The sequence below is a fragment of the Pseudomonas sp. B21-009 genome, assembly GCF_024749345.1.
Classification (GTDB): domain Bacteria; phylum Pseudomonadota; class Gammaproteobacteria; order Pseudomonadales; family Pseudomonadaceae; genus Aquipseudomonas.
Genome location: NZ_CP087199.1, coordinates 2,106,298 through 2,124,988, shown reverse-complemented (window position 1 = coordinate 2,124,988; position 18,691 = coordinate 2,106,298). Strand labels below are relative to the sequence as shown.

Here is an 18,691-nt window from a genome sequence, read left to right as displayed (position 1 = left end):
GATCATCGAGCATCGACCTGCGGTGCAAAACTGACCTTTTGCAGTCGGTCCAGCCCTACCCCGTAGTAGAACGAAAACGGCCGCCCGGCCTGATACGCGTAGTCGCCACACATCTCGCGCAGGCCCTGGCGCCCGGCGTCGGCCATATCAAAGGGCTGGTAGGGGTGCTCGCCGAGTGATCCGAACTCAATGGTCAGCCAGGTCGAGCGAAACTTGCCGTAGGACATCTGGCTTCCCATGCTGACCTTCAGCCCTCCCGCCTCGAGGCGCTCGCGCAAGTCACGGTCGTCAAAGTACAGGCTGGCAGGCACGCGCAGGGTCATCTTGTCGTGGGTGAGAATGTCCATGCCGCCTTCCAGTTGCGCGCTATCGGCCTTGAAGCCGGTAATGACGAACGGCAAGGCGCTCTGCACGAAACTGTCGAGCTGGCAGCTCACCTCGGCGTTGACCGTGCGGCTACCGGCAAAGGCATGGCGCCGCTCGCTGTCGCTGATGCGGGTATCGAGGCTCGTTTCGTAGGGCAAGTCGAACCACAGCGGTATGACCTTGCGCCCCATCGCGACGACGTTGGCAGGCGCCGGGCCGATTTCCCTCCCCGCGGCATTCAGGCGCTTGGCCTGACTGTAGTCCAGCTGCAATTGCACGCTGGAGACCACCGCCTTGCGCGCCTGCAGGATGGTATCGAACTGGCCGGCCAGGGCCTGGCGTTGCGCGGCGCTCAGGGCAGGCTCAGGGCCGCGCAGCACAAGGGTGTCGCTGTGCTGGGGATCGAGTTCGATCTGCAGCCGTTGCGTATCGATGTGCTGGGTGGCCAACAGCTGCTCGACGGCCTGGCGGTAAACCTCGTGCACTTGCCCGGCGTCACCGCGAGGATGGGCACCGCCCTGGAACTGCAACTGTGCCAGCACCACCCTGGGCTCCTTGAACAAGGCCACAGCGAGCAGTGCACACAACCCGATACCCGCACCCACCATCAGCTTCCCTGCCGCACTTCGACTCATTACAAGCCTGCTCCTTGACCAAGACATCCGCAGTACACCTGCGGGCGCGGATGATAACCGCCATTAGCGCTTATTGCTTGTGCGGCAAACGCCATTGTTACTGTTTCACCAATAAAGCTTCTCAGCCCCGGGCGTTTATCCGCAAACACCCTCGGCCTAAACTGAAATCAGTTTCCAGGCCAAGCCCCTGCCCCGCTTCCCAGCTGACCAGCGCTGCCCATCAGGCGTTGATGCTGCCAACTTAATTCCCCCTGAGCCTTGCGCACTGCGTGCGTGCAATGCCTATGACTAACGGAACGTATAAACAATGACGGATGACCCTCGAACGCAAACCCGGAAGTTTGCCACGACCGCGAGCGTGCTGTTTTCCCTGCTGGTTCTAGTGATATCGCTGGCGTTGCTATATGGCGGCTTCAAGCTGGTGATGCTGGGGGGATCGACTTATTACTTGATCGCCGGTATTGCCTATTTACTGCTGGCGGCACTGTTTTTCTGGCGCAAACGCAGTGGCATTACCCTTTCCGTGGTTATCGCCCTTGCAACCTGTGCCTGGGCATTTTACGAAGTGGGCCAGTTTAGTTACTGGCAACTGCTGCCGCGCCTGGTGGTTCCGGCGATTATCCTGACCCTGAGCCTGTGGGTCGGTGCCGCGTTCCCAGGTACTGCAACGAACACCCGGCGCCTGGCCAACGGCGGCGGTTTTGTCGTGTTTGCGGCGCTGATCGCAACCTTCGTGGCTGCGTTCTATCCGCACGGTGCGATCTCTAACCCGGTCGCCAGCACCAGCACGCCCGCGCCCAAAGCGCCCGCCTCCGCACCTGAAAACTGGGAGTTCTTTGGCCGCAGTGCATCCGGCACGCGCTTTGCGCCGTTCAGCCAGATCACCGCAGACAACGTCAAGGACCTGCAAGTGGCGTGGATCTACCGCACCGGCCGCAGGACTACCGGCAATGGCGCCGGTGTCGACGAAAACACCCCGCTGCAGATCGGCAACGTGCTGTATTCGTGCACCCCGGAAAACCTGATCACCGCCCTCGACGGCGACAGCGGCAAGCCGATCTGGAAATTCGACCCGCACGCCAGCAGTGCCGAGCACGTCACCTGCCGCGGCGTGGGCTATTACGACATCGACAAGGACGACAGCCTGAGCACTGAGGTCAAAGCCTCCTACAACGATCAGCAACAATGCCGTCAGCGCATTCTGGTGTCGTCTGTCGATGCGCGCTTGTTTGCCCTCGATGCGCACACCGGCAGCCTGTGCCCGAACTTTGGCGACAACGGCTTCGTCGACCTGAAAAAAGGCATGGGCCCGACCGAGAACAGCAAGCGCTATCACCCCACCTCCCTGCCGGTGGTCATGGGCCACCTCACTGTGGTCGGTGGCTGGGTCCGCGACATCGTCGGCAAAGAGCCTTCGGGTGCGGTGCGGGCCTTTGACGTACTCACCGGTGCGCTGGTGTGGGCCTGGGATATCGGCGCGCCTGAGGATGCGGATACCACCGCCGCCGATCACGCCTTCACGCTGGAAACCCCCAACGTCTGGACCGTTCCGACTTTCGACAAGGAACTGAACCTGGTCTACCTGCCAACCGGCAACGGCCCGCCCGACTATTGGGGTGGCGACCGCAACCAGGCCAAGGAAAAGTATGGCTCGGCCGTGGTTGCCGTCGATGCCTCGACCGGCAAAGCGAAATGGGTTTACCAGACCGTTCACCACGACGTGTGGGACTACGACCTGCCATCGCAGCCGGTGCTGTACGACATCAAGAATGCCCAGGGCGAAAAAACCCCGGTGCTGATCCAGACCAGTAAAACCGGCAACATCTTCGTACTGGACCGCCGCACCGGCCAGCCGGTTACCGAAGTGCAGGAGCGCCCAGTGCCGACTGCACCGGCTGCAGAAGGCGAACACCTGGCGCCCACCCAACCGCACTCGGTGGGCATGCCGGTGATTGGTGCCGAGCCACTGACTGAAAAGTCCATGTGGGGCGTGAGCACCTTCGACCAACTGTATTGCCGCATCATGTTCAAGGACTCCGTCTACGTCGGCCCCTTTACCCCGCCAACCGAAAAACCCTACATCGAATGGCCGGGCCTGTTGGGCGGCATGAACTGGGGTGGTATTTCCATCGACGAAAACACCGGCATGATGTTCGTCAACGACATGCGCGTGCCGCTGCGTATGGCCCTGGTTACCAAGGAAAACACCAAGAAGTTTAAAGTCTCGACCGATGAAGTGCCTGGCTTCATGGGCACCATTCGCCCACAAGTTGCCGGCATCTATGGCGGGGTGAAAATCGATATTCTGCAATCCCCCCTGGGCGTACCGTGCAACAGCCCGCCGTTCGGCAGCATGAGCGCCATCGACCTGAATACCCAGAAACTGGTCTGGCAAGTGCCGCTGGGCACTGTCCAGGACACCGGCCCACTGGGAATCAAAACCCACCTGCCGATCCCGCTGGGCATGCCGACCCTTGGCGGCCCGACCTCAACGGCGTCCGGCCTGGTGTTCTTTGCCGGCACCCAGGATTACTACCTGCGCGCGCTCGATTCGGCCACCGGTAAAGAAGTGTGGAAAGCCCGCCTGCCGGTCGGTGCTGTAGCAGCGCCGTTGATCTACCAGTCGCCGGCTACCGGCCGGCAATATGTGGTGATCTCGGCGGGCGGCATGAGCCATTCGCCGGATGTGGGCGACTACATCATTGCTTATGCGTTGCCGGAGGGAACGGGGAAGCAATAAGTTGCTTAGCGCCACGTAAAAATAATCCCCGGTATTCGGGGATTGTTTTTTTGAGGGGTTCATTTGAGCGGCTGTTTGAACCGCCCCGCTGCAGATCACGCAAACTCCCAATCCCGCTCCAGATACTCAACCTCGGCAGGTAACAGCTCACGCAACAGCGCCAGGCACTGTTCGAACATCGCTATGTCGGGCAGGCGCAGTTCGAAGCCGATGGACAGGTTACTGATATGCGGGACCAGGATCCGGCGCTTGCGGTCGATGGTCAGGTAGCGATACTGCTCCCACCCGGGGCCATGTTCATGTTTCGCACAGGCTTCGGGCGAAGGCGGCACCATCTCGCGAGTGAACAGGATATAAGCGATAAACAGCGGCGTCAGCAACAACCACCAGGTGCCGGTCGCCACGGCCAGCCAGAGCATCAGCAGCGCCTCGATTACCACAACCACGACGATGGTGATCCTGGCGGCGCGATCGGAGCGCACGTACTTGCTGATGGTTATGCCGTCGCGGGTGAGCTGGAATGAAAGGTGGGTTCTGACCGTTAATAACAGCAGCATCAGGACGTACATCACCGCGCATAGCCCGTAGACCCACTTGTCGGCGCCCAGCCAACTGAACATACCGGCCGCCCCGAGCACTGCGATGGTCATCGCCAGGATGCCATTGCGCAGGTCCCTGGGCGCAATCAAGCGCGCCTTGATCGACCAGTTCATCAATGTATCGGGCGGGTTTGCTGCAGGGCGTTCAGCGGGGTCGGTCGGTTGTGGGTTTTGCACGGATATCCTTATCTTCGAATGCTGTCGCGGCTCACTCAAGCCCGTCGACGTCTCGAATAGAATTCGATCGCAACCAGTACGATGCCGGGTATTAGCAAGCCCAGACCGGTGTAAGCAAATGCAGGTTGCCCGGATAGCCCCACGGCAATGAAACCCGAGCCCATGGCAATCAGTGGCGCACCGGCCAGGATGAAAGGCTTTTTGCTTGGGTTGCTCATGTCAAACCTCCTTGTTTTATGGCTGCATGGCAGTCAGCCATGATGCACCATCTTAAACCAGATTGCCGTTATGCTGCGCAACAGGACAAGCAACACTCACGTTGAAAAGACAGGTCGTCAATGAAGCACATCAAGCTGATTCGCCACGGCGAAAGCGCTGCCAACGCAGGCCAAGCCAGTCGCGATCATGCGAGCATTGCCCTTACTCAAAAGGGAATCGAACAAGCGCAGCGGGTGGCCCATTCGTTCACCCAGGCGCCGCAATTAATTGTTGCCTCGCCATTCTTTCGAGCCCAGGCAACCGCCAGGGCAACGGCCACCGCCTTCCCTGCCGTGCCGTTCGAAACCTGGGCTGTGCAAGAGTTCACCTACCTTGAACCTGCGCGCTGTACCGACACGACAGTGGCCCAACGTCGCAACTGGGTTGAAGCGTACTGGGCCAGATCAGACCCGGCATTCAGGGATGGTGCCGGAGCAGAGTCGTTTCTGGACTTCGTGGCTCGGGCGAAGGCATTCCTGGAACAACTTGCCGCACATCCTGCCCAGGACATTGCAGTGTTCTCCCATGGGCAGTTCATCAATGCCGTTGCCTGGTTACTTGAATACACGCCAGAGACAATTGATGGCCAGGCAATGACGCAATGGCGGGCGTATGAAATTGCCAACCACGTGCCCAATTGCTGTGGCTACGCGTTGTGCTGGCATTCGGACGATGCGAAGTTTCAGGCACAGGTCTGTGCATCGACCCAAGCCAAGTTGCGGTGTTTCTATACCTGACCATTCCCCAAGCTACCCAGAAAAGGATTTCGCAAATGCCGTTTTCACCGACCGAACGCGCTGCACTGCTCACCCTCAAGGGCGTCGGCCCAACCGTCATTACCCGGCTCGAACAGATGGGGATTGAATCGCTGGCAGAACTGGGCAAGGCGGATGTCAGTGACATACTGGCTCAGGCCTCAGCGGCACTGGGCTCGACCTGCTGGAAGAACAGCCCGCAAGCGCGAGCAGCGATTACTGCTGCGGTTGAGCTTGCGAAAGGGGCTGCTAGTTTCAAGCCCGCCGGCTAGATTGGTTGGCCTGCGCGAGTGCAAACCCGCGCATCAAACATTGCGGAAAAGGCAAAGCATGGACCTGCAATTCAAGCGACTCAGTGAAATCAGCAGTGCCGACATCATTGAGCTCAACAACAACTCGCGGGTCTTGCGCCACATGCCTTTGGGCCGCCCCGACTTTGACGAAGCCAAATGCGCAGCGTGGGTCGCCGAGAAAGAGTCGCAGTGGCTGCTCAATGGCTATGGCCCGTGGGCTTTCTTGGTGGATCAGAAGTTTGCCGGCTGGGGTGGGCTGCAGTTAACAGAAGGTGATGCCGACCTGGCGCTTGTTTTACATCCGGACTATTGGGGCTGTGGCAAAGCGATTTTTGCTGAGATCGTTCGGCGAGCCTTTGAGGAGATGGGGCTGGAATCAGTTACCGTTTTGCTTGCGCCTAGCAGAACGCGGGTCAAGGGGATGCTTCGGTTAGGGTTTCAGCCGGATGGGGAAGTTTGTTTGGATGGCGTGCGCTTTGTTAGCTATCGGCTTCGGGCATCTGCTGGTGATTGAGGCTGGTGGCTGAAACGGCGGAGATTCTGATGGTATATTGTTATTGGCTCTGCGTACCGCCGCGCAGGGCTGCCAATTGCTACTGGATTTCATGCGCGATACTCAAATACGAGCGGAGCAACGATCATGGAATACGACGACAAACTGATTGAAGATGCCGTGCTTGCCCTGTTGGTAGCCTTTAGTTCCGACGATGGCAATGCCTGGAAAGGGTTCGATTTCGAGATCATGAATCGACTGCATGAGCAGGGCTTCATTAATGATCCGATAAACAAGAGAAAATCTATCTGGTTGACGGCGGAGGGGCTGGAGCGAGGTCGGCGGATAGCTGACCGGTTATTTGGCGTGAAAGCTCAAGCAGTGCATGCAACCAACGCTGATATCTGAGTGGATGCACGCGTGGATGAGTCGACACGCCCCCTGGCACAACGCCTGGTGCTCTGCGATCGAGCAAAAGGCTTCGCCCTCCACTACAGTTCGCTGTCGGCTTCTCGCAAATGCGAGCGCTTGAATACAACTACGGTAACTGCGGAGGGAATAGAGCCTCGCCGCTAATTCAACAGATCGCGCAGGTACTCCTGAAAACTGGCGGCAACTACATGAGCCTGCCCATCGAGCGGATCAATTTCAACTACCTGCCAGGCGTTGTCGGTATCGAAGCCTGCGCAGTAGCCCTGCATGTCATCACCGAACAACAGAATTCCCTCCAGCGCGGTGGCACTGTCAGCATCGTAAATTTCATTCGGCGCTAGCAAACCGTCATACAGAATGAACAGCGGCTGCTCCGCACCTACTGCTCCGCTTCCGAATTCCTTCAGGAAGGCGCTGTAATCCTCGGGAAGAGACGGATAGCATTCGCTCAGGTGTGCAAGCATCGCCGAGGTTACAGGCTGGAGTTTGCTTAGCATGCTCCCGTGCGGGGAATTGTTTTTTAAGTCCTGGAACATCCACTCATCGCCTGGCAAAAATACGAATTCAGCCCATCCTAGCGAGTCCGGGGTGATGCTGCGAGGCAAATCGTTCCCTTCTAGCGATGATCGGCCAGTTGCCTTCAGTGGTAGCGTTAGGCGATTCACGCCGCTTTCAAGAAAAGACTTGGAACTGTTCAGCGATCGCTCCGCCCGGACGAGACAAGCGTTGAATGCTGGGTCAATTCAACTACCTCACAGGCGATAATCTTGCACAGGCCTTGCTGTTGATCAACGCAGTGTTTCAGCAGTGGCCCACACAGTATCCACAGCAGACATTGATCGCAGTAGCGTCGACCGACGAATCGGGCGCAGCCGTTAAGTTTTACTTATCAAGAACAGAACAATCGTGGCTGGCTGGTGACATCGAAGGCTTTATTCAGCCCGTTCTGGTGACAGACTCGAGGCAGCTGCCATTTCAATAAGCGCACGATACAAGGTGCGCCGCGCCTGATTCTCCCGCGCGGCCCGCCAGCGCCTTATCATTTTTGGTTGGTAGGGGGCATAAAGGCACCCACGAAGAAAACGCTCGCAGGCCCGATAAGCCAACTGACGGTGGTTCCTGGACTGACAATTGGCACAGCGATAGTGACTGTAATCAGAGCTATGCCCATCCATAGCCGCCTACGCGGTGTGAGCCACTCTCGAAGCTGCTGCAGCCTTTGGCGCATGACCGCTCTCCCGCCTATTGGAAGCGAAGCATATCACCCACTTCAACGAAGCGCGCCACCCCGGCTAGGTTGGTCTAAATGAAGCGGACATGATTTCGGAGAAGGGGCGCGCACGCAGAAGGCAAAATAGTGAACGTCTTCGAAGCGATTCCAAGCCGAATTGGAAGCGATATTCCCAATCGTGTTCCCAAAGCCCTGTTTTTCGCCCCCCAGAAACGCAAAAAGCCCTGAATAATCAGAGCTTTAGAAGTGGCGGAAGCGTAGAGATTCGAACTCTAGGATAGTTGCCCATCGACGGTTTTCAAGACCGTTGCCTTAAACCACTCGGCCACGCTTCCTCGTATTGCGGGCGCCATAATACCGAAATGAAACAAGCTGTCAAACTCTCTATGTGGCTGCTTTGCGCGGCTCTGTTATGATCTTTGCATCTGAACGTTTCAAACCCACAGGAGTGTCGCCATGCGCGAACAGGATTACGCCGTCAATCACGGCCAGCAGGTCGAGCAGCAGGAGGTCAGCCGCGTCCTGCGTAACACATACGGGTTGCTGGCTATCACCCTCGCCTTCAGTGGCATCATGGCCTACGTGGCGCAGCAGATGCGCGTTGGCTACCCGAACATTTTCGTGGTGCTGATCGGCTTCTATGGCCTGTTCTTCCTCACCAACAAGCTGCGTGATTCGGTCTGGGGCCTGGTGTCTACCTTCGCCCTCACCGGTTTCATGGGCTTTTTGCTCGGCCCTATCCTCAACCGTTACCTGGGTATGGCCGGTGGCGCCGAGGTGGTCAGCTCGGCATTTGCCATGACCGCCCTGGTGTTCGGTGGTCTGTCGGCCTATGTGCTGATCTCCCGCAAGGACATGAGCTTCCTCAGCGGCTTCATCACTGCAGGCTTCTTCGTGCTGCTGGGCGCCGTGGTTGCCAGCTTCTTCTTCCAGATCAGCGGCCTGCAACTGGCGATCAGCGCCGGTTTCGTGCTGTTCTCGTCGGTGTGCATCCTGTTCCAGACCAGCGCGATCATCCACGGTGGCGAGCGTAACTACATCATGGCGACCATCAGCCTGTATGTATCGATCTACAACCTGTTCGTCAGCCTGCTGCAGCTATTCGGCCTGATGGGTCGTGATGACTGATTGATTGCTGGTGTGATGTGTTGAGAGAAAGCCCGCTTCGGCGGGCTTTTTTGTGGGTGGAATTTGGCATGGCTTTGCCTTGCATCGCTGGCAAAGCCAGCACCCACAGGGATAGAGCACTACCGTAAACGAGTGCGGCCCCGTAGAATGCGCTCCTTTTTTCTTCCGGGGCAGCACTCCCATGAGTTCAATCGAGCAAGGACCCGGCGCACCCGCGCAGGCCAATGAACTGGTCCTCGGCCTTGAAGACCGGCCGCGGCCGCTGATTGCGATGCTGGCGGCATTGCAGCATCTGCTGGCGATCATTGTGCCGATCGTCACCCCTGGCCTGCTGATCTGCCAGGCGCTGGGGGTTTCGGCCCGTGATACCAACCTGATTGTGTCGATGTCGCTGGTGATCTCGGGGATCGCTACCTTCGTGCAGTGCCGCCGCTTCGGGCCGTTCGGCGCCGGGCTGTTGATTGTGCAGGGCACCAGTTTCAACTTTGTCGGGCCGTTGATCGCCGGTGGCGCGTTGATGGTCAAGCAAGGCACGCCGGTTGAAGGTGTGATGGCGGCGATTTTTGGTGTGGTGATCGCCGGTTCGTTCGTGGAGATGGGCATTTCGCGCATTCTGCCGTTCGTCAAACGCCTGATCACTCCGCTGGTGACCGGGATCGTCGTGCTGATGATCGGCCTGACCCTGATCAAGGTCGGCCTGATCAGCATGGGTGGCGGCTTTGCGGCGATGAGCAACGGTACCTTTGCCAATGGCGAGAACCTGTTGCTGTCGGGTGTGGTGCTGGCGATCATCGTCATTCTCAACCGTATTCCGGTGGTGTGGATGCGCAGCTGCGCCATCGTTATCGCCCTGGCCGTGGGCTATGCCCTGGCCGGCTACCTGGGCCGCCTGAATTTCACCGGCATGCACGAAGCCGCGCTGTTCCAGGTGCCGGTACCCCTGCATTTCGGCCTGGGCTTCTCCTGGGCGTTGTTTATTCCGATGCTGGTGATTTACCTGGTTACATCGCTGGAAGCCATTGGTGATGTGACCGCAACCAGCAAAGTTTCGCGCCAGCCAGTGGAAGGCCCGCTGTGGATGCAGCGGATCAAGGGCGGCGTGCTGGTCAACGGCGCCAACTCGCTGCTGGCCGGGGTGTTCAATACTTTCCCGAGCTCGATCTTTGCCCAGAATAATGGCGTGATTCAGCTGACCGGCATTGCCAGCCGTCATATCGGTGTATGGATTGCGGCGATGCTGGTGATTCTTGGCCTGTTCCCGAGCGTGGCCGGGGTGATCCAGGCGGTGCCGGAGCCGGTGCTCGGGGGTGCGGCGATGGTGATGTTCGGCGCGGTGGCGGCTTCGGGGATCAATATCCTTGCCAGCATCAGCCTGGATCGTCGCGCGCTGCTGATCATTGCCGTGTCGCTGGCGCTGGGCCTGGGCGTGGCGCAGGTGCCGGAGTTCCTCGCGCACATGCCGTCGGCGCTGCGTAATGTGCTGGAGTCGGGGGTGGCCACCGGGGGGATTTGCGCCCTGGTGCTGAACTGGTTCTTGCCGGAGCATAAAGACAAGGCCTGAAGTTGAGGTTGCCGCCCATCGTGGGTCAAGCCCGCTCCAACAGGAGCGGGCTTTTTGCTTTATCATTCCCGCAGATTTGCTGAAAGAGCCTTCCATGAAGTTCGCCATTGCGGTTTTTTCTCCGGCCCATGCGCCCTCCTCGCGCCGCGCCCTGCGTTTTGCCCAGGCGGCGGTTGCCGGCGGGCATGAGATTGTCCGGCTGTTTTTCTATCAAGACGGTGTGCACAGCGCCTCGGGCAATGTCGTGGCGCCCCAGGATGAACTGGACCTTGCCGCCGAATGGCGCGCGTTCGTCAGCGCGCAGCAGCTCGATGCCGTGGTGTGTATCGCCGCCGCCCTGCGCCGTGGCGTGCTCAACGCCGAGGAAGCCCAGCGCTACCAGCGCCCGGCGGTCAACCTACCGGCGCCGTGGGAGTTGTCGGGGCTGGGCCAGTTGCATGAAGCGGCGCAAGGCGCCGATCGGCTGATGTGCTTTGGAGGCGACTGAAATGGCCAAGTCCTTGCTGATTATCAGCCGCCAGGCACCCTGGGCCGGGCCGTCCGCCCGCGAGGCGCTGGATATCGCCCTGGCCGGCGGTGCCTTCGATTTGCCGCTGGGCATGCTGTTTCTCGATGATGGCGTGTTCCAGCTCGCCTCCGGCCAGCAACCGGCCCAGCTGCAGCAGAAGAACCTGGCGGCCAACCTGCAGGCCCTGCCGATGTTTGGCGTCGAGGAACTGTTTGCCGCCGCTAGCTGCCTGCAAGAGCGTGGCCTTGCTGCCGATGCCCTGAGCCTGCCAGTGCAGGTGCTGGATGACGCCGCGCTTGCGGCGTTGATCGACCGTTTCGACCAGGTGGTGACCCTCTGATGAGCACCTTGCACGTGATTTCCCACTCGCCATTTGGCGATAACCGCCTGAGCAGCTGCCTGCGCCTGCTCGGCAGCGCCGACGGCCTGTTGCTGTGCAGTGATGCGGTGTATGCCCTGCAGCCCGGCAGCGAACCGCTGCGCAGCCTGCAGGCCAGCCAGCTGGACGGGCGCCTGTTCGCCCTGGACGAAGACCTGCAGGCCCGCGCCATCGTCCTCAGTGAGCTGGGCAAGGCCATCGACTACCCGGCATTCGTCGAGCTGTCGCTGCACTATGACAAGGTCAACAGCTGGCTATGAGTACCCTGACTGTCGGCGAGCGCAGCATCGCCCTGGATAAAGACGGCTACCTGCTCGAGCTGGGTGATTGGTCCGAAGAGGTCGCCAGCGCCCTCGCCGCTCATGAAGAGCTTGAGCTGACCGCCGAACACTGGGAGGTGCTGAACCTGTTGCGCGACTTCTACCGGGAGTTCGAGCTGTCGCCGGCCACCCGCCCGCTGATCAAGTACACCGCGCTCAAGCTGGGCGCGGACAAAGGCAACAGCCTGCACCTGAACCGCCTGTTCAAGGGCACCCCCGCCAAACTCGCCGCGAAACTTGCGGGCCTGCCGAAGCCGACCAATTGCATATGACCGAACACAGCCCGTTGATCACCGAAACCCCGGCCGAGCACCCGTTTGCCCAGTTCGTGCGCATTCTTGGCAAGGGCAAGCGCGGCGCCCGTGGCCTGAGCCGCGAGGAAGCCCGCGAAGCCATGGGCATGCTGCTCGATGGCAAGGTCGAGGAAACCCAGCTCGGCGCCTTTCTGATGCTGCTGCGCCACAAGGAAGAAAGCCCCGAAGAGCTGGCTGGCTTCACTGAGGCCCTGCGCCAGCGCCTGCAAGCGCCGCCGATTGAGGTTGATCTCGACTGGCCAAGCTACGCCGGCAAAAAACGCCACCTGCCCTGGTACCTGCTGGCTGCCAAGTGCCTGGCGGCCAATGGCGTGCGCATCCTCCTGCACGGCGGCGGCGCGCACACCGCCGGGCGGCTGTACACCGAGCAAGTGCTGGCGCTGCTGCAGATTCCGCTGTGCCGGGACTGGAATGCAGTGTCTGAAGCGCTGGACAGCCACAAGCTTGCGTTCATCCCGCTGCAAGACTGGGCCCCGCGCCTGCAACGGATGATTGACCTGCGCAACACCCTGGGCCTGCGTTCGCCGATTCACTCCCTGGCCCGGGTGCTCAACCCGTTGAACGCCCGCTGCGGCCTGCAGAGCATCTTCCACCCCGGCTACCAGGCGGTGCACCGCGAAGCCAGCCGCCTGCTCGGCGATACGGCAATCGTGGTCAAGGGTGATGGCGGCGAGATCGAGATCAACCCGGACACCAGCAGCCACCTGTATGGCACCGCCAATGGCATCGACTGGGATGAAGAATGGCCGGCCCTGGCCGCCCAGCGTCATGTCAAACCGGCGAGCCTGGAGCCCGAGCAGTTGCTGGCCGTGTGGCGCGGTGATGAGCAGAACAGCTACGGCGAACTGGCCGTGGTCGCAACCATGGCCCTGGCCTTGCGCGGCCTGGGTCATTGCCGCGAGGAAGCCTTCGCCCAGGCCCAACGCTATTGGGATCAGCGCAACTGATCGACTGAGCCGATCAAACAGGCCCGGACTTTGCGCTATTCGTTCGAACCCAGCTCCGTACACTGGGTTCTATATCAGAACGAATCGCCAAGGAGCTCAGCATGGGCCTGTTGATCGACGGACGCTGGCACGACCAGTGGTATGAAAGCAGCAAAGACGGCGCCTTCCAGCGCGAAAGCGCGCAGCGGCGCAACGCCCTGCCCGGCGCCGAAGCCGGCCGTTATCACCTGTACGTGTCGCTGGCCTGCCCCTGGGCCCACCGCACCCTGATCTTTCGCAAGCTTAAGGGCCTTGAGAGCCTGATCGATGTGTCGGTGGTCAGTTGGCTGATGGCCGAGCATGGCTGGACCTTCGACCAGAACAAGGGCTCGACCGGTGACAAGCTTGAGCACCTGGACTTCCTGCACCAGCGCTACACCCGCGACGACCCTCACTACAGCGGCCGGGTCACGGTGCCGGTGCTGTGGGACAAACACGAGCAGCGCATCGTCAACAACGAATCGGCAGAGATCATCCGCATCTTCAACTCGGCGTTCGACGAGCTGACTGGCAATCGCCTGGACCTGTATCCCGAACCCTTGCGCGAGCAGATCGACGCACTCAACGAACGGATCTACCCAGCGGTCAACAATGGCGTGTACCGGGCGGGCTTTGCCACGTCGCAGGCGGCCTACGAGCAGGCCTTTGACGAGGTGTTTGCCGAGCTGGATCATCTGGAGCGGTTGCTGGGCACCCAGCGCTATCTGGCCGGGGAATACCTGACCGAGGCCGACTGGCGGCTGTTCACCACGCTGATTCGCTTTGACGCGGTGTACCACGGACACTTCAAGTGCAACCTGCGGCGCATTGCCGATTACCCGAACCTGTCGAACTGGCTACGGGAGCTGTACCAGTGGCCGGGGATCGCCGAGACGGTGAATTTCGAGCATATCCAGAAGCATTACTACATGAGCCACAAGACCATCAATCCGAACGGGATTGTGCCCAAGGGGCCGTTGCAGGATTTTGAGCTGGGGCATGACCGGGAGCGGCTGGTGGGGCGAGGGATTTGGCGCAAGGCTGGGGAATAGGGGTGGACTCATCGCGGGTCAAGTCGAGGCGTCGCACCGCCGCTCCCACAAAACCTGTGGGAGCGGCGGTGCGGCGATCCGACTTGACCCGCGATGCGGCTAAGGCTGGGCGCCTTCGAACCAGGCCAGTTTCTCGCGCAGCTGTACGACTTCGCCGACGATCACCAGGGTCGGTGCATGCACTTCATGCTCGGCCACAAGCTTGGGCAAGTCGGCCAGGGTGCCGGTGAACACCCGCTGGTTCGGCGTGGTGCCCTGCTGCACCAGGGCCGCCGGGGTATCGGCCGCCCGCCCGTGACGAATCAACTCGGCACAGATGGTCGGCAGGCCCACCAGGCCCATGTAGAACACCAAGGTCTGCGCCGGTGCCACCAGGTCATTCCAGGGCAGGTCGCTGGTACCGTCCTTGAGGTGACCGGTGACGAAACGCACCGACTGCGCATAGTCGCGGTGGGTCAGCGGGATGCCGGCATAGGCAGAGCAACCGCTGGCCGCGGTAATCCCCGGCACCACCTGGAACGGAATGCCCTGGGCCGCCAGCTCCTCGATCTCTTCGCCGCCACGGCCGAAGATGAACGGATCGCCGCCCTTCAGACGCAGCACCCGCTTGCCCTGACGCGCCAGGTCGACCAGTTGCTGGTTGATCTGGGCTTGCGGCACGGCGTGGTCGGCGCGGCGCTTGCCGACGTAGATGCGCTCGGCATCACGGCGGCACAGCTCGATGATCGCCGGGGCGACCAGGCGATCGTAGAGCACCACGTCGGCTTGCTGCATCAGGCGCAAGGCGCGGAAGGTCAGCAGGTCCGGGTCACCGGGGCCAGCGCCGACCAGGTACACCTCGCCCGGCGCCTGGTAAGTGGCACCGTCGATCTTGGCTTGCAGCAGGCGCTCGGCTTCAGCGCCCTGCCCGGCCAGTTGCCGCTCGGCGATCGGGCCCTGGAAGACATCTTCCCAGAAACCGCGACGCTGATTGACGTCCGGGTACAGCGCCTTGACCTTGTGCCGAAAGCGCGCGCCAAGGCCGGCCAGCTCGCCATAGGCGGCGGGAATCCAGGTTTCCAGCTTGGCCCGGATCAGCCGCGCCAGCACCGGCGCATCGCCGCCGCTGGACACCGCAACCACCAATGGCGAGCGGTCGACAATGGCCGGGAAGATCACCGAACACAGCGCCGGCGCATCGACCACGTTGACCGGTACGCAGCGCTGCTGGGCATCGGCCGAGACCTGGGCGTTGAGCGCCTGGTCGTCGGTGGCGGCAATGATCAGCTGGCAACCCTCGAGGTCGCCAGGCTGGTACCCACGGCTGAGGATTTCACCACCGCTGTGCCGGGCAAGCTCGGCCAGTTGCGCTTCGATCTCGGGCGCCACGACCCGCAGCACAGCCCCGGCGTCGGCCAGCAGACGCGATTTGCGCAGGGCAATCTCGCCTGCGCCGACGATCAGCACACGGCTGCCGCGCAGTTTGTGGAACAGCGGCAGGAATTCCATTTAACCGATGACCTCCAGGCCACCCATGTACGGCTTGAGCACTTCTGGCACGCGGATCGAACCGTCGGCCTGCTGGTAGTTCTCCAGCACCGCCACCAGGGTCCGGCCAACTGCCAGGCCCGAACCGTTGAGGGTGTGCACCAGTTCCGGCTTGCCGGTTTCCGGGTTGCGCCAGCGCGCCTGCATGCGCCGGGCCTGGAAATCGCCACAGTTGGAGCACGAGGAGATTTCGCGGTACTTGTCCTGGCTTGGCACCCAGACTTCCAGGTCGTAGGTTTTCACCGCGCTGAAGCCCATGTCGCCGGTGCACAGCGCCAGTACCCGGTACGGCAGCTCCAAGGCCTGCAGCACGCGCTCGGCGTTGGCGGTCAGGCCTTCGAGGGCTTCCATGGATTTGCCCGGCTCGACGATCTGTACCATTTCGACCTTGTCGAACTGGTGCTGGCGGATCATACCGCGGGTGTCGCGGCCCGAAGCACCGGCTTCGCTACGGAAGCACGGGGTGTGGGCGACGAACTTGATCGGCAGTTGCTTGGCGTCGAGGATCTCGCCGGCCACGATGTTGGTCAGCGACACTTCGGCAGTCGGGATCAGGTAGAAGTCGGCTTCGCCGTCGCGGCTGATCTTGAACAGGTCTTCCTCGAACTTGGGCAACTGGCCGGTGCCTTGCAGCGCCGGGGCCTGGACCAGGTACGGGGTGTAGGCTTCTTCGTAGCCGTGCTCGCTGGTGTGCAGGTTGATCATGAACTGCGCCAGGGCGCGGTGCAGGCGCGCGATCGGGCCGCGCAGCAGGGCAAAACGGGCGCCCGACAGCTTGGCCGCGGTTTCGAAGTCCAGGCCGCCGGTCAGCTCGCCGAGCGCCACGTGGTCCTTGATCTCGAAGTCGAAGGCGCGCGGGGTGCCCCAACGACGCACTTCGACGTTGTGGTCTTCATCGGCGCCGACCGGCACGCTGTCATCCGGCAGGTTGGGAATACCCAGCAGGATGCCATCCAGTTCGGCCTGGATGCCGTCCAGCTCGACCTTGCCGCTGGCAAGTTCACCCGCCATGCGCTCGACGTCCGCCATCAGCGGGGCGATGTCTTCGCCCTTGGCCTTGGCCTGGCCGATGGATTTGGAACGGGCGTTACGCTCGGCTTGCAGTTGTTCGGTACGGGTCTGCACCACCTTGCGGCGTTCTTCCAGGGCCTCGATGCGCGCGACATCCAGGCTGAAGCCACGGGAGGCCAGGCGGTCCGCCACTTCCTGAAGTTGGCCGCGTAACAGTTTGGAATCGAGCATATCGTTCTCTCGTTGGTTCAGAATTTGGTCAAAGACAGGCCGGCCCAGGTAGCGAGCAGCCCGCCCAATACGCTGGCTCCGGCATACCCGAAGGCCAGCGGCGCCTGCCCGCTTTCGAGCAGGCGCACGGTGTCCAGTGAAAAGGATGAAAAGGTTGTCAGACCGCCGAGAAAGCCGACGATCAGGCCCGCGCGCAGCTCGACCGGCACAAGCGGGCGATGCAAAAACAGCCCGTAGAGCAAGCCGATCAGCAGGCAGCCGAGCAGATTGACCGCCAGCGTACCGAGATAGACGTGGCGTGGCCAGTGTGCGTTGACCCAATTGGCCGTCGCAAAGCGCAGCAAGGTACCGGCGATGCCGCCGGCGCTGACCGCGGCGATCAGCGCAATCATGGTTTTCTCCGCTGCCGCGGGCTGTTGCGGTCGAGTTCGGCCAGGTGCCTGAGCTTCTCGCCGATCTTCAGTTCCAGGCCGCGCGGCACCGGTTGGTAATAGTGGCGCGGCGCGAGGTTGTCGGGGAAGTAGTCCTCACCGGCAGCGTAGGCATCCGGCTCGTCGTGGGCGTAGCGGTATTCATCGCCATAGCCCAGTTGCTTCATCAGTTTTGTGGGCGCGTTGCGCAGGTGCAGCGGCACTTCCAGCGAGCCGTGCTCGCTGGCTTCGCGCAGGGCGGTCTTGAAGCCCATGTACACCGCGTTGCTCTTCGGTGCGCAGGCAAGGTAGGTAATGGCCTGGGCCACCGCCAGCTCGCCTTCGGGGCTGCCCAGGCGCTCCTGCACGTCCCAGGCCGCCAGGCACAGGCTCAGGGCGCGGGGGTCGGCGTTGCCGATGTCTTCGCTGGCCATGCGCACCACGCGGCGGGCGATGTACAGCGGGTCGCAGCCGCCATCGAGCATGCGCGCGAACCAGTACAGGGCGCCGTCGGGGTTGGAGCCGCGCACTGATTTGTGCAGCGCCGAGATCTGGTCATAGAAGGCTTCGCCGCCCTTGTCGAAACGCCGGCGGCTGTCGCCGAGCAGGCTCTGCAGCAGCTCGACGCCGATTTCGCCGCCGTCTTCGGCCAGGTCCGAGGCGTTTTCAAGAAAGTTGAGCATGCGCCGGCCATCGCCATCGGCGGCGGCCATGAGCATCTGGAAGGCTTCGTCGCCGACCCGCAACTGGCGCTTGCCCAGGCCTCGCTCTTCATTCAGGGCGCGGTTGACCAGCTTGCGCAGCGCCGCTTCATCGAGGCTTTTGAGCACATATACCCGCGCCCGCGACAGCAGCGCGTTGTTGAGCTCGAACGAGGGGTTCTCGGTGGTGGCGCCGATGAAGATCAGCGTGCCGTCTTCCACATAGGGCAGAAAGGCATCTTGCTGGGACTTGTTGAAGCGGTGCACTTCGTCGACGAACAGAATCGTCCGGCGCCCGTACTGCCCCGCCTGCTGCTTGGCGATGTCCACCGCGTGGCGGATTTCCTTGACCCCGGCCAACACCGCCGAAACGGTCTCGAAGTGGGCGTCGCAGAACTGCGCCAGCAGCCGCGCCAGGGTAGTCTTGCCGACCCCGGGCGGGCCCCAGAAGATCATCGAGTGCAGCGCGCCCGCTTCCAGTGCCTCGCGCAGCGGCTTGCCGCGGGCCAGCAGGTGCTCCTGGCCAACGTACTCGTCCAGGTTGGCCGGGCGCAGGCGCGCGGCCAGGGGCTGGGCTACGGGGTCGCTACGAAACAGGTCCATGA

The 18,691-nt window shown here is 61.6% G+C and carries 22 protein-coding genes and 1 tRNA gene; 14 read left to right on the top strand and 9 right to left on the bottom strand.

Features of this window, described 5'->3' with window-relative positions:
- Positions 1-2: 2 nt before the first annotated feature.
- Positions 3-1,001: a hypothetical protein gene (locus LOY34_RS09775; RefSeq protein ID WP_195883607.1), complete on the bottom strand. Its 999-nt coding sequence runs from the start codon at positions 999-1,001 to the stop codon at positions 3-5.
- A 307-nt stretch (positions 1,002-1,308) separates the two neighbouring features.
- Here LOY34_RS09775 and LOY34_RS09770 point away from each other — a divergent pair, with 307 nt between their 5' ends.
- A complete protein-coding gene (locus LOY34_RS09770; RefSeq protein ID WP_195883606.1) occupies positions 1,309-3,741 on the top strand; it encodes a membrane-bound PQQ-dependent dehydrogenase, glucose/quinate/shikimate family in 2,433 nt (810 codons plus the stop codon).
- Between the two features lie 95 nt (positions 3,742-3,836).
- On the opposite strand, the gene LOY34_RS09765 is transcribed toward LOY34_RS09770, so the two are convergent.
- The gene (locus LOY34_RS09765; RefSeq protein ID WP_093384845.1) at positions 3,837-4,454 is read right to left on the bottom strand and encodes a hypothetical protein; all 618 of its coding nucleotides are present in this window, start codon (positions 4,452-4,454) and stop codon (positions 3,837-3,839) included.
- Positions 4,455-4,552: 98 nt separating this feature from the next.
- Positions 4,553-4,735, bottom strand: a complete 183-nt coding sequence (locus LOY34_RS09760; protein WP_045201655.1) for a hypothetical protein — start codon at positions 4,733-4,735, stop codon at positions 4,553-4,555.
- A gap of 120 nt (positions 4,736-4,855) precedes the next feature.
- Between LOY34_RS09760 and LOY34_RS09755 the strand changes: the two genes are divergently transcribed.
- From LOY34_RS09755 to LOY34_RS09740, 4 genes are all read left to right on the top strand, one after another.
- Entirely contained in the window at positions 4,856-5,512 is a 657-nt protein-coding gene (locus LOY34_RS09755) for a histidine phosphatase family protein (protein WP_195883604.1), read from the top strand.
- 35 nt (positions 5,513-5,547) lie between these two features.
- Complete coding sequence (locus LOY34_RS09750; RefSeq protein WP_195883603.1) at positions 5,548-5,802, top strand: helix-hairpin-helix domain-containing protein; 255 nt, start codon at positions 5,548-5,550, stop codon at positions 5,800-5,802.
- A 58-nt stretch (positions 5,803-5,860) separates the two neighbouring features.
- A complete protein-coding gene (locus tag LOY34_RS09745) occupies positions 5,861-6,337 on the top strand; it encodes a GNAT family N-acetyltransferase (protein WP_195883602.1) in 477 nt (158 codons plus the stop codon).
- Positions 6,338-6,463: 126 nt separating this feature from the next.
- On the top strand, positions 6,464-6,724 hold the full coding sequence (locus LOY34_RS09740; RefSeq protein WP_195883601.1) for a DUF6429 family protein: 261 nt from the start codon (positions 6,464-6,466) through the stop codon (positions 6,722-6,724).
- A gap of 164 nt (positions 6,725-6,888) precedes the next feature.
- Here the strand turns inward: LOY34_RS09740 and LOY34_RS09735 are convergent, their stop codons facing one another.
- Entirely contained in the window at positions 6,889-7,245 is a 357-nt protein-coding gene (locus LOY34_RS09735) for an SMI1/KNR4 family protein (protein ID WP_258664652.1), read from the bottom strand.
- A gap of 233 nt (positions 7,246-7,478) precedes the next feature.
- Between LOY34_RS09735 and LOY34_RS09730 the strand changes: the two genes are divergently transcribed.
- A complete protein-coding gene (locus tag LOY34_RS09730) occupies positions 7,479-7,730 on the top strand; it encodes a hypothetical protein (protein ID WP_195883599.1) in 252 nt (83 codons plus the stop codon).
- A gap of 496 nt (positions 7,731-8,226) precedes the next feature.
- Here LOY34_RS09730 and LOY34_RS09725 read toward each other — a convergent pair.
- A tRNA-Ser gene (locus LOY34_RS09725) sits at positions 8,227-8,314 on the bottom strand.
- 121 nt (positions 8,315-8,435) lie between these two features.
- On the opposite strand from LOY34_RS09725, the gene LOY34_RS09720 reads away from it, so the two are divergent.
- From LOY34_RS09720 to LOY34_RS09685, 8 genes are all read left to right on the top strand, one after another.
- Positions 8,436-9,107: a Bax inhibitor-1/YccA family protein gene (locus LOY34_RS09720; RefSeq protein ID WP_038996015.1), complete on the top strand. Its 672-nt coding sequence runs from the start codon at positions 8,436-8,438 to the stop codon at positions 9,105-9,107.
- A gap of 181 nt (positions 9,108-9,288) precedes the next feature.
- Positions 9,289-10,668, top strand: coding sequence for a nucleobase:cation symporter-2 family protein (locus LOY34_RS09715; RefSeq protein ID WP_045201415.1), 1,380 nt, complete (start codon positions 9,289-9,291; stop codon positions 10,666-10,668).
- 94 nt (positions 10,669-10,762) lie between these two features.
- Positions 10,763-11,155, top strand: coding sequence for a sulfurtransferase complex subunit TusD (tusD, locus tag LOY34_RS09710; protein ID WP_045201414.1), 393 nt, complete (start codon positions 10,763-10,765; stop codon positions 11,153-11,155).
- Position 11,156: 1 nt separating this feature from the next.
- The gene (gene tusC / locus LOY34_RS09705; RefSeq protein ID WP_093384873.1) at positions 11,157-11,516 is read left to right on the top strand and encodes a sulfurtransferase complex subunit TusC; all 360 of its coding nucleotides are present in this window, start codon (positions 11,157-11,159) and stop codon (positions 11,514-11,516) included.
- Positions 11,516-11,815, top strand: coding sequence for a sulfurtransferase complex subunit TusB (tusB, locus tag LOY34_RS09700; RefSeq protein WP_258664647.1), 300 nt, complete (start codon positions 11,516-11,518; stop codon positions 11,813-11,815). Before tusC ends, tusB begins: the two co-directional genes overlap by 1 nt.
- On the top strand, positions 11,812-12,147 hold the full coding sequence (locus LOY34_RS09695; protein WP_093384880.1) for a TusE/DsrC/DsvC family sulfur relay protein: 336 nt from the start codon (positions 11,812-11,814) through the stop codon (positions 12,145-12,147). The genes tusB and LOY34_RS09695 overlap by 4 nt, the downstream gene beginning before the upstream one ends.
- Entirely contained in the window at positions 12,144-13,136 is a 993-nt protein-coding gene (locus LOY34_RS09690; protein ID WP_195883512.1) for a glycosyl transferase family protein, read from the top strand. The genes LOY34_RS09695 and LOY34_RS09690 overlap by 4 nt, the downstream gene beginning before the upstream one ends.
- A 101-nt stretch (positions 13,137-13,237) precedes the next feature.
- Positions 13,238-14,206, top strand: a complete 969-nt coding sequence (locus tag LOY34_RS09685) for a glutathione S-transferase family protein (RefSeq protein WP_093384887.1) — start codon at positions 13,238-13,240, stop codon at positions 14,204-14,206.
- Positions 14,207-14,305: 99 nt separating this feature from the next.
- On the opposite strand, the gene cysG is transcribed toward LOY34_RS09685, so the two are convergent.
- Genes cysG through LOY34_RS09665 form a run of 4 tightly spaced genes read right to left on the bottom strand, consistent with a single transcriptional unit; the run spans position 14,306 to position 18,689 of the window.
- Entirely contained in the window at positions 14,306-15,694 is a 1,389-nt protein-coding gene (gene cysG, locus LOY34_RS09680; protein WP_195883511.1) for a siroheme synthase CysG, read from the bottom strand.
- The gene (gene serS / locus LOY34_RS09675; RefSeq protein ID WP_045201407.1) at positions 15,695-16,975 is read right to left on the bottom strand and encodes a serine--tRNA ligase; all 1,281 of its coding nucleotides are present in this window, start codon (positions 16,973-16,975) and stop codon (positions 15,695-15,697) included.
- Positions 16,976-16,992: 17 nt separating this feature from the next.
- Positions 16,993-17,367, bottom strand: a complete 375-nt coding sequence (gene crcB, locus LOY34_RS09670) for a fluoride efflux transporter CrcB (RefSeq protein ID WP_195883510.1) — start codon at positions 17,365-17,367, stop codon at positions 16,993-16,995.
- Positions 17,364-18,689 carry a replication-associated recombination protein A gene (locus LOY34_RS09665; protein WP_195883509.1) on the bottom strand — a complete coding sequence of 442 codons (1,326 nt, stop codon included), beginning with the start codon at positions 18,687-18,689 and terminating at the stop codon, positions 17,364-17,366. The genes crcB and LOY34_RS09665 overlap by 4 nt, the downstream gene beginning before the upstream one ends.
- Positions 18,690-18,691: the final 2 nt, after the last annotated feature.

What these genes read in the sequence shown, in the direction of transcription:
- LOY34_RS09665 (WP_195883509.1), bottom strand. Translation starts at nt 18,689, where the DNA reads ATGGACCTGTTTCGTAGCGACCCCGTAGCCCAGCCCCTGGCCGCGCGC.
- tusC (WP_093384873.1), top strand. Translation starts at nt 11,157, where the DNA reads ATGGCCAAGTCCTTGCTGATTATCAGCCGCCAGGCACCCTGGGCCGGG.
- LOY34_RS09715 (WP_045201415.1), top strand. Translation starts at nt 9,289, where the DNA reads ATGAGTTCAATCGAGCAAGGACCCGGCGCACCCGCGCAGGCCAATGAA.
- cysG (WP_195883511.1), bottom strand. Translation starts at nt 15,694, where the DNA reads ATGGAATTCCTGCCGCTGTTCCACAAACTGCGCGGCAGCCGTGTGCTG.
- LOY34_RS09770 (WP_195883606.1), top strand. Translation starts at nt 1,309, where the DNA reads ATGACGGATGACCCTCGAACGCAAACCCGGAAGTTTGCCACGACCGCG.
- LOY34_RS09775 (WP_195883607.1), bottom strand. Translation starts at nt 1,001, where the DNA reads ATGAGTCGAAGTGCGGCAGGGAAGCTGATGGTGGGTGCGGGTATCGGG.
- LOY34_RS09720 (WP_038996015.1), top strand. Translation starts at nt 8,436, where the DNA reads ATGCGCGAACAGGATTACGCCGTCAATCACGGCCAGCAGGTCGAGCAG.
- serS (WP_045201407.1), bottom strand. Translation starts at nt 16,975, where the DNA reads ATGCTCGATTCCAAACTGTTACGCGGCCAACTTCAGGAAGTGGCGGAC.
- LOY34_RS09730 (WP_195883599.1), top strand. Translation starts at nt 7,479, where the DNA reads ATGCTGGGTCAATTCAACTACCTCACAGGCGATAATCTTGCACAGGCC.
- crcB (WP_195883510.1), bottom strand. Translation starts at nt 17,367, where the DNA reads ATGATTGCGCTGATCGCCGCGGTCAGCGCCGGCGGCATCGCCGGTACC.
- LOY34_RS09765 (WP_093384845.1), bottom strand. Translation starts at nt 4,454, where the DNA reads ATGAACTGGTCGATCAAGGCGCGCTTGATTGCGCCCAGGGACCTGCGC.
- LOY34_RS09740 (WP_195883601.1), top strand. Translation starts at nt 6,464, where the DNA reads ATGGAATACGACGACAAACTGATTGAAGATGCCGTGCTTGCCCTGTTG.
- LOY34_RS09750 (WP_195883603.1), top strand. Translation starts at nt 5,548, where the DNA reads ATGCCGTTTTCACCGACCGAACGCGCTGCACTGCTCACCCTCAAGGGC.
- LOY34_RS09695 (WP_093384880.1), top strand. Translation starts at nt 11,812, where the DNA reads ATGAGTACCCTGACTGTCGGCGAGCGCAGCATCGCCCTGGATAAAGAC.
- LOY34_RS09690 (WP_195883512.1), top strand. Translation starts at nt 12,144, where the DNA reads ATGACCGAACACAGCCCGTTGATCACCGAAACCCCGGCCGAGCACCCG.
- tusB (WP_258664647.1), top strand. Translation starts at nt 11,516, where the DNA reads ATGAGCACCTTGCACGTGATTTCCCACTCGCCATTTGGCGATAACCGC.
- LOY34_RS09755 (WP_195883604.1), top strand. Translation starts at nt 4,856, where the DNA reads ATGAAGCACATCAAGCTGATTCGCCACGGCGAAAGCGCTGCCAACGCA.
- tusD (WP_045201414.1), top strand. Translation starts at nt 10,763, where the DNA reads ATGAAGTTCGCCATTGCGGTTTTTTCTCCGGCCCATGCGCCCTCCTCG.
- LOY34_RS09745 (WP_195883602.1), top strand. Translation starts at nt 5,861, where the DNA reads ATGGACCTGCAATTCAAGCGACTCAGTGAAATCAGCAGTGCCGACATC.
- LOY34_RS09735 (WP_258664652.1), bottom strand. Translation starts at nt 7,245, where the DNA reads ATGCTAAGCAAACTCCAGCCTGTAACCTCGGCGATGCTTGCACACCTG.
- LOY34_RS09760 (WP_045201655.1), bottom strand. Translation starts at nt 4,735, where the DNA reads ATGAGCAACCCAAGCAAAAAGCCTTTCATCCTGGCCGGTGCGCCACTG.
- LOY34_RS09685 (WP_093384887.1), top strand. Translation starts at nt 13,238, where the DNA reads ATGGGCCTGTTGATCGACGGACGCTGGCACGACCAGTGGTATGAAAGC.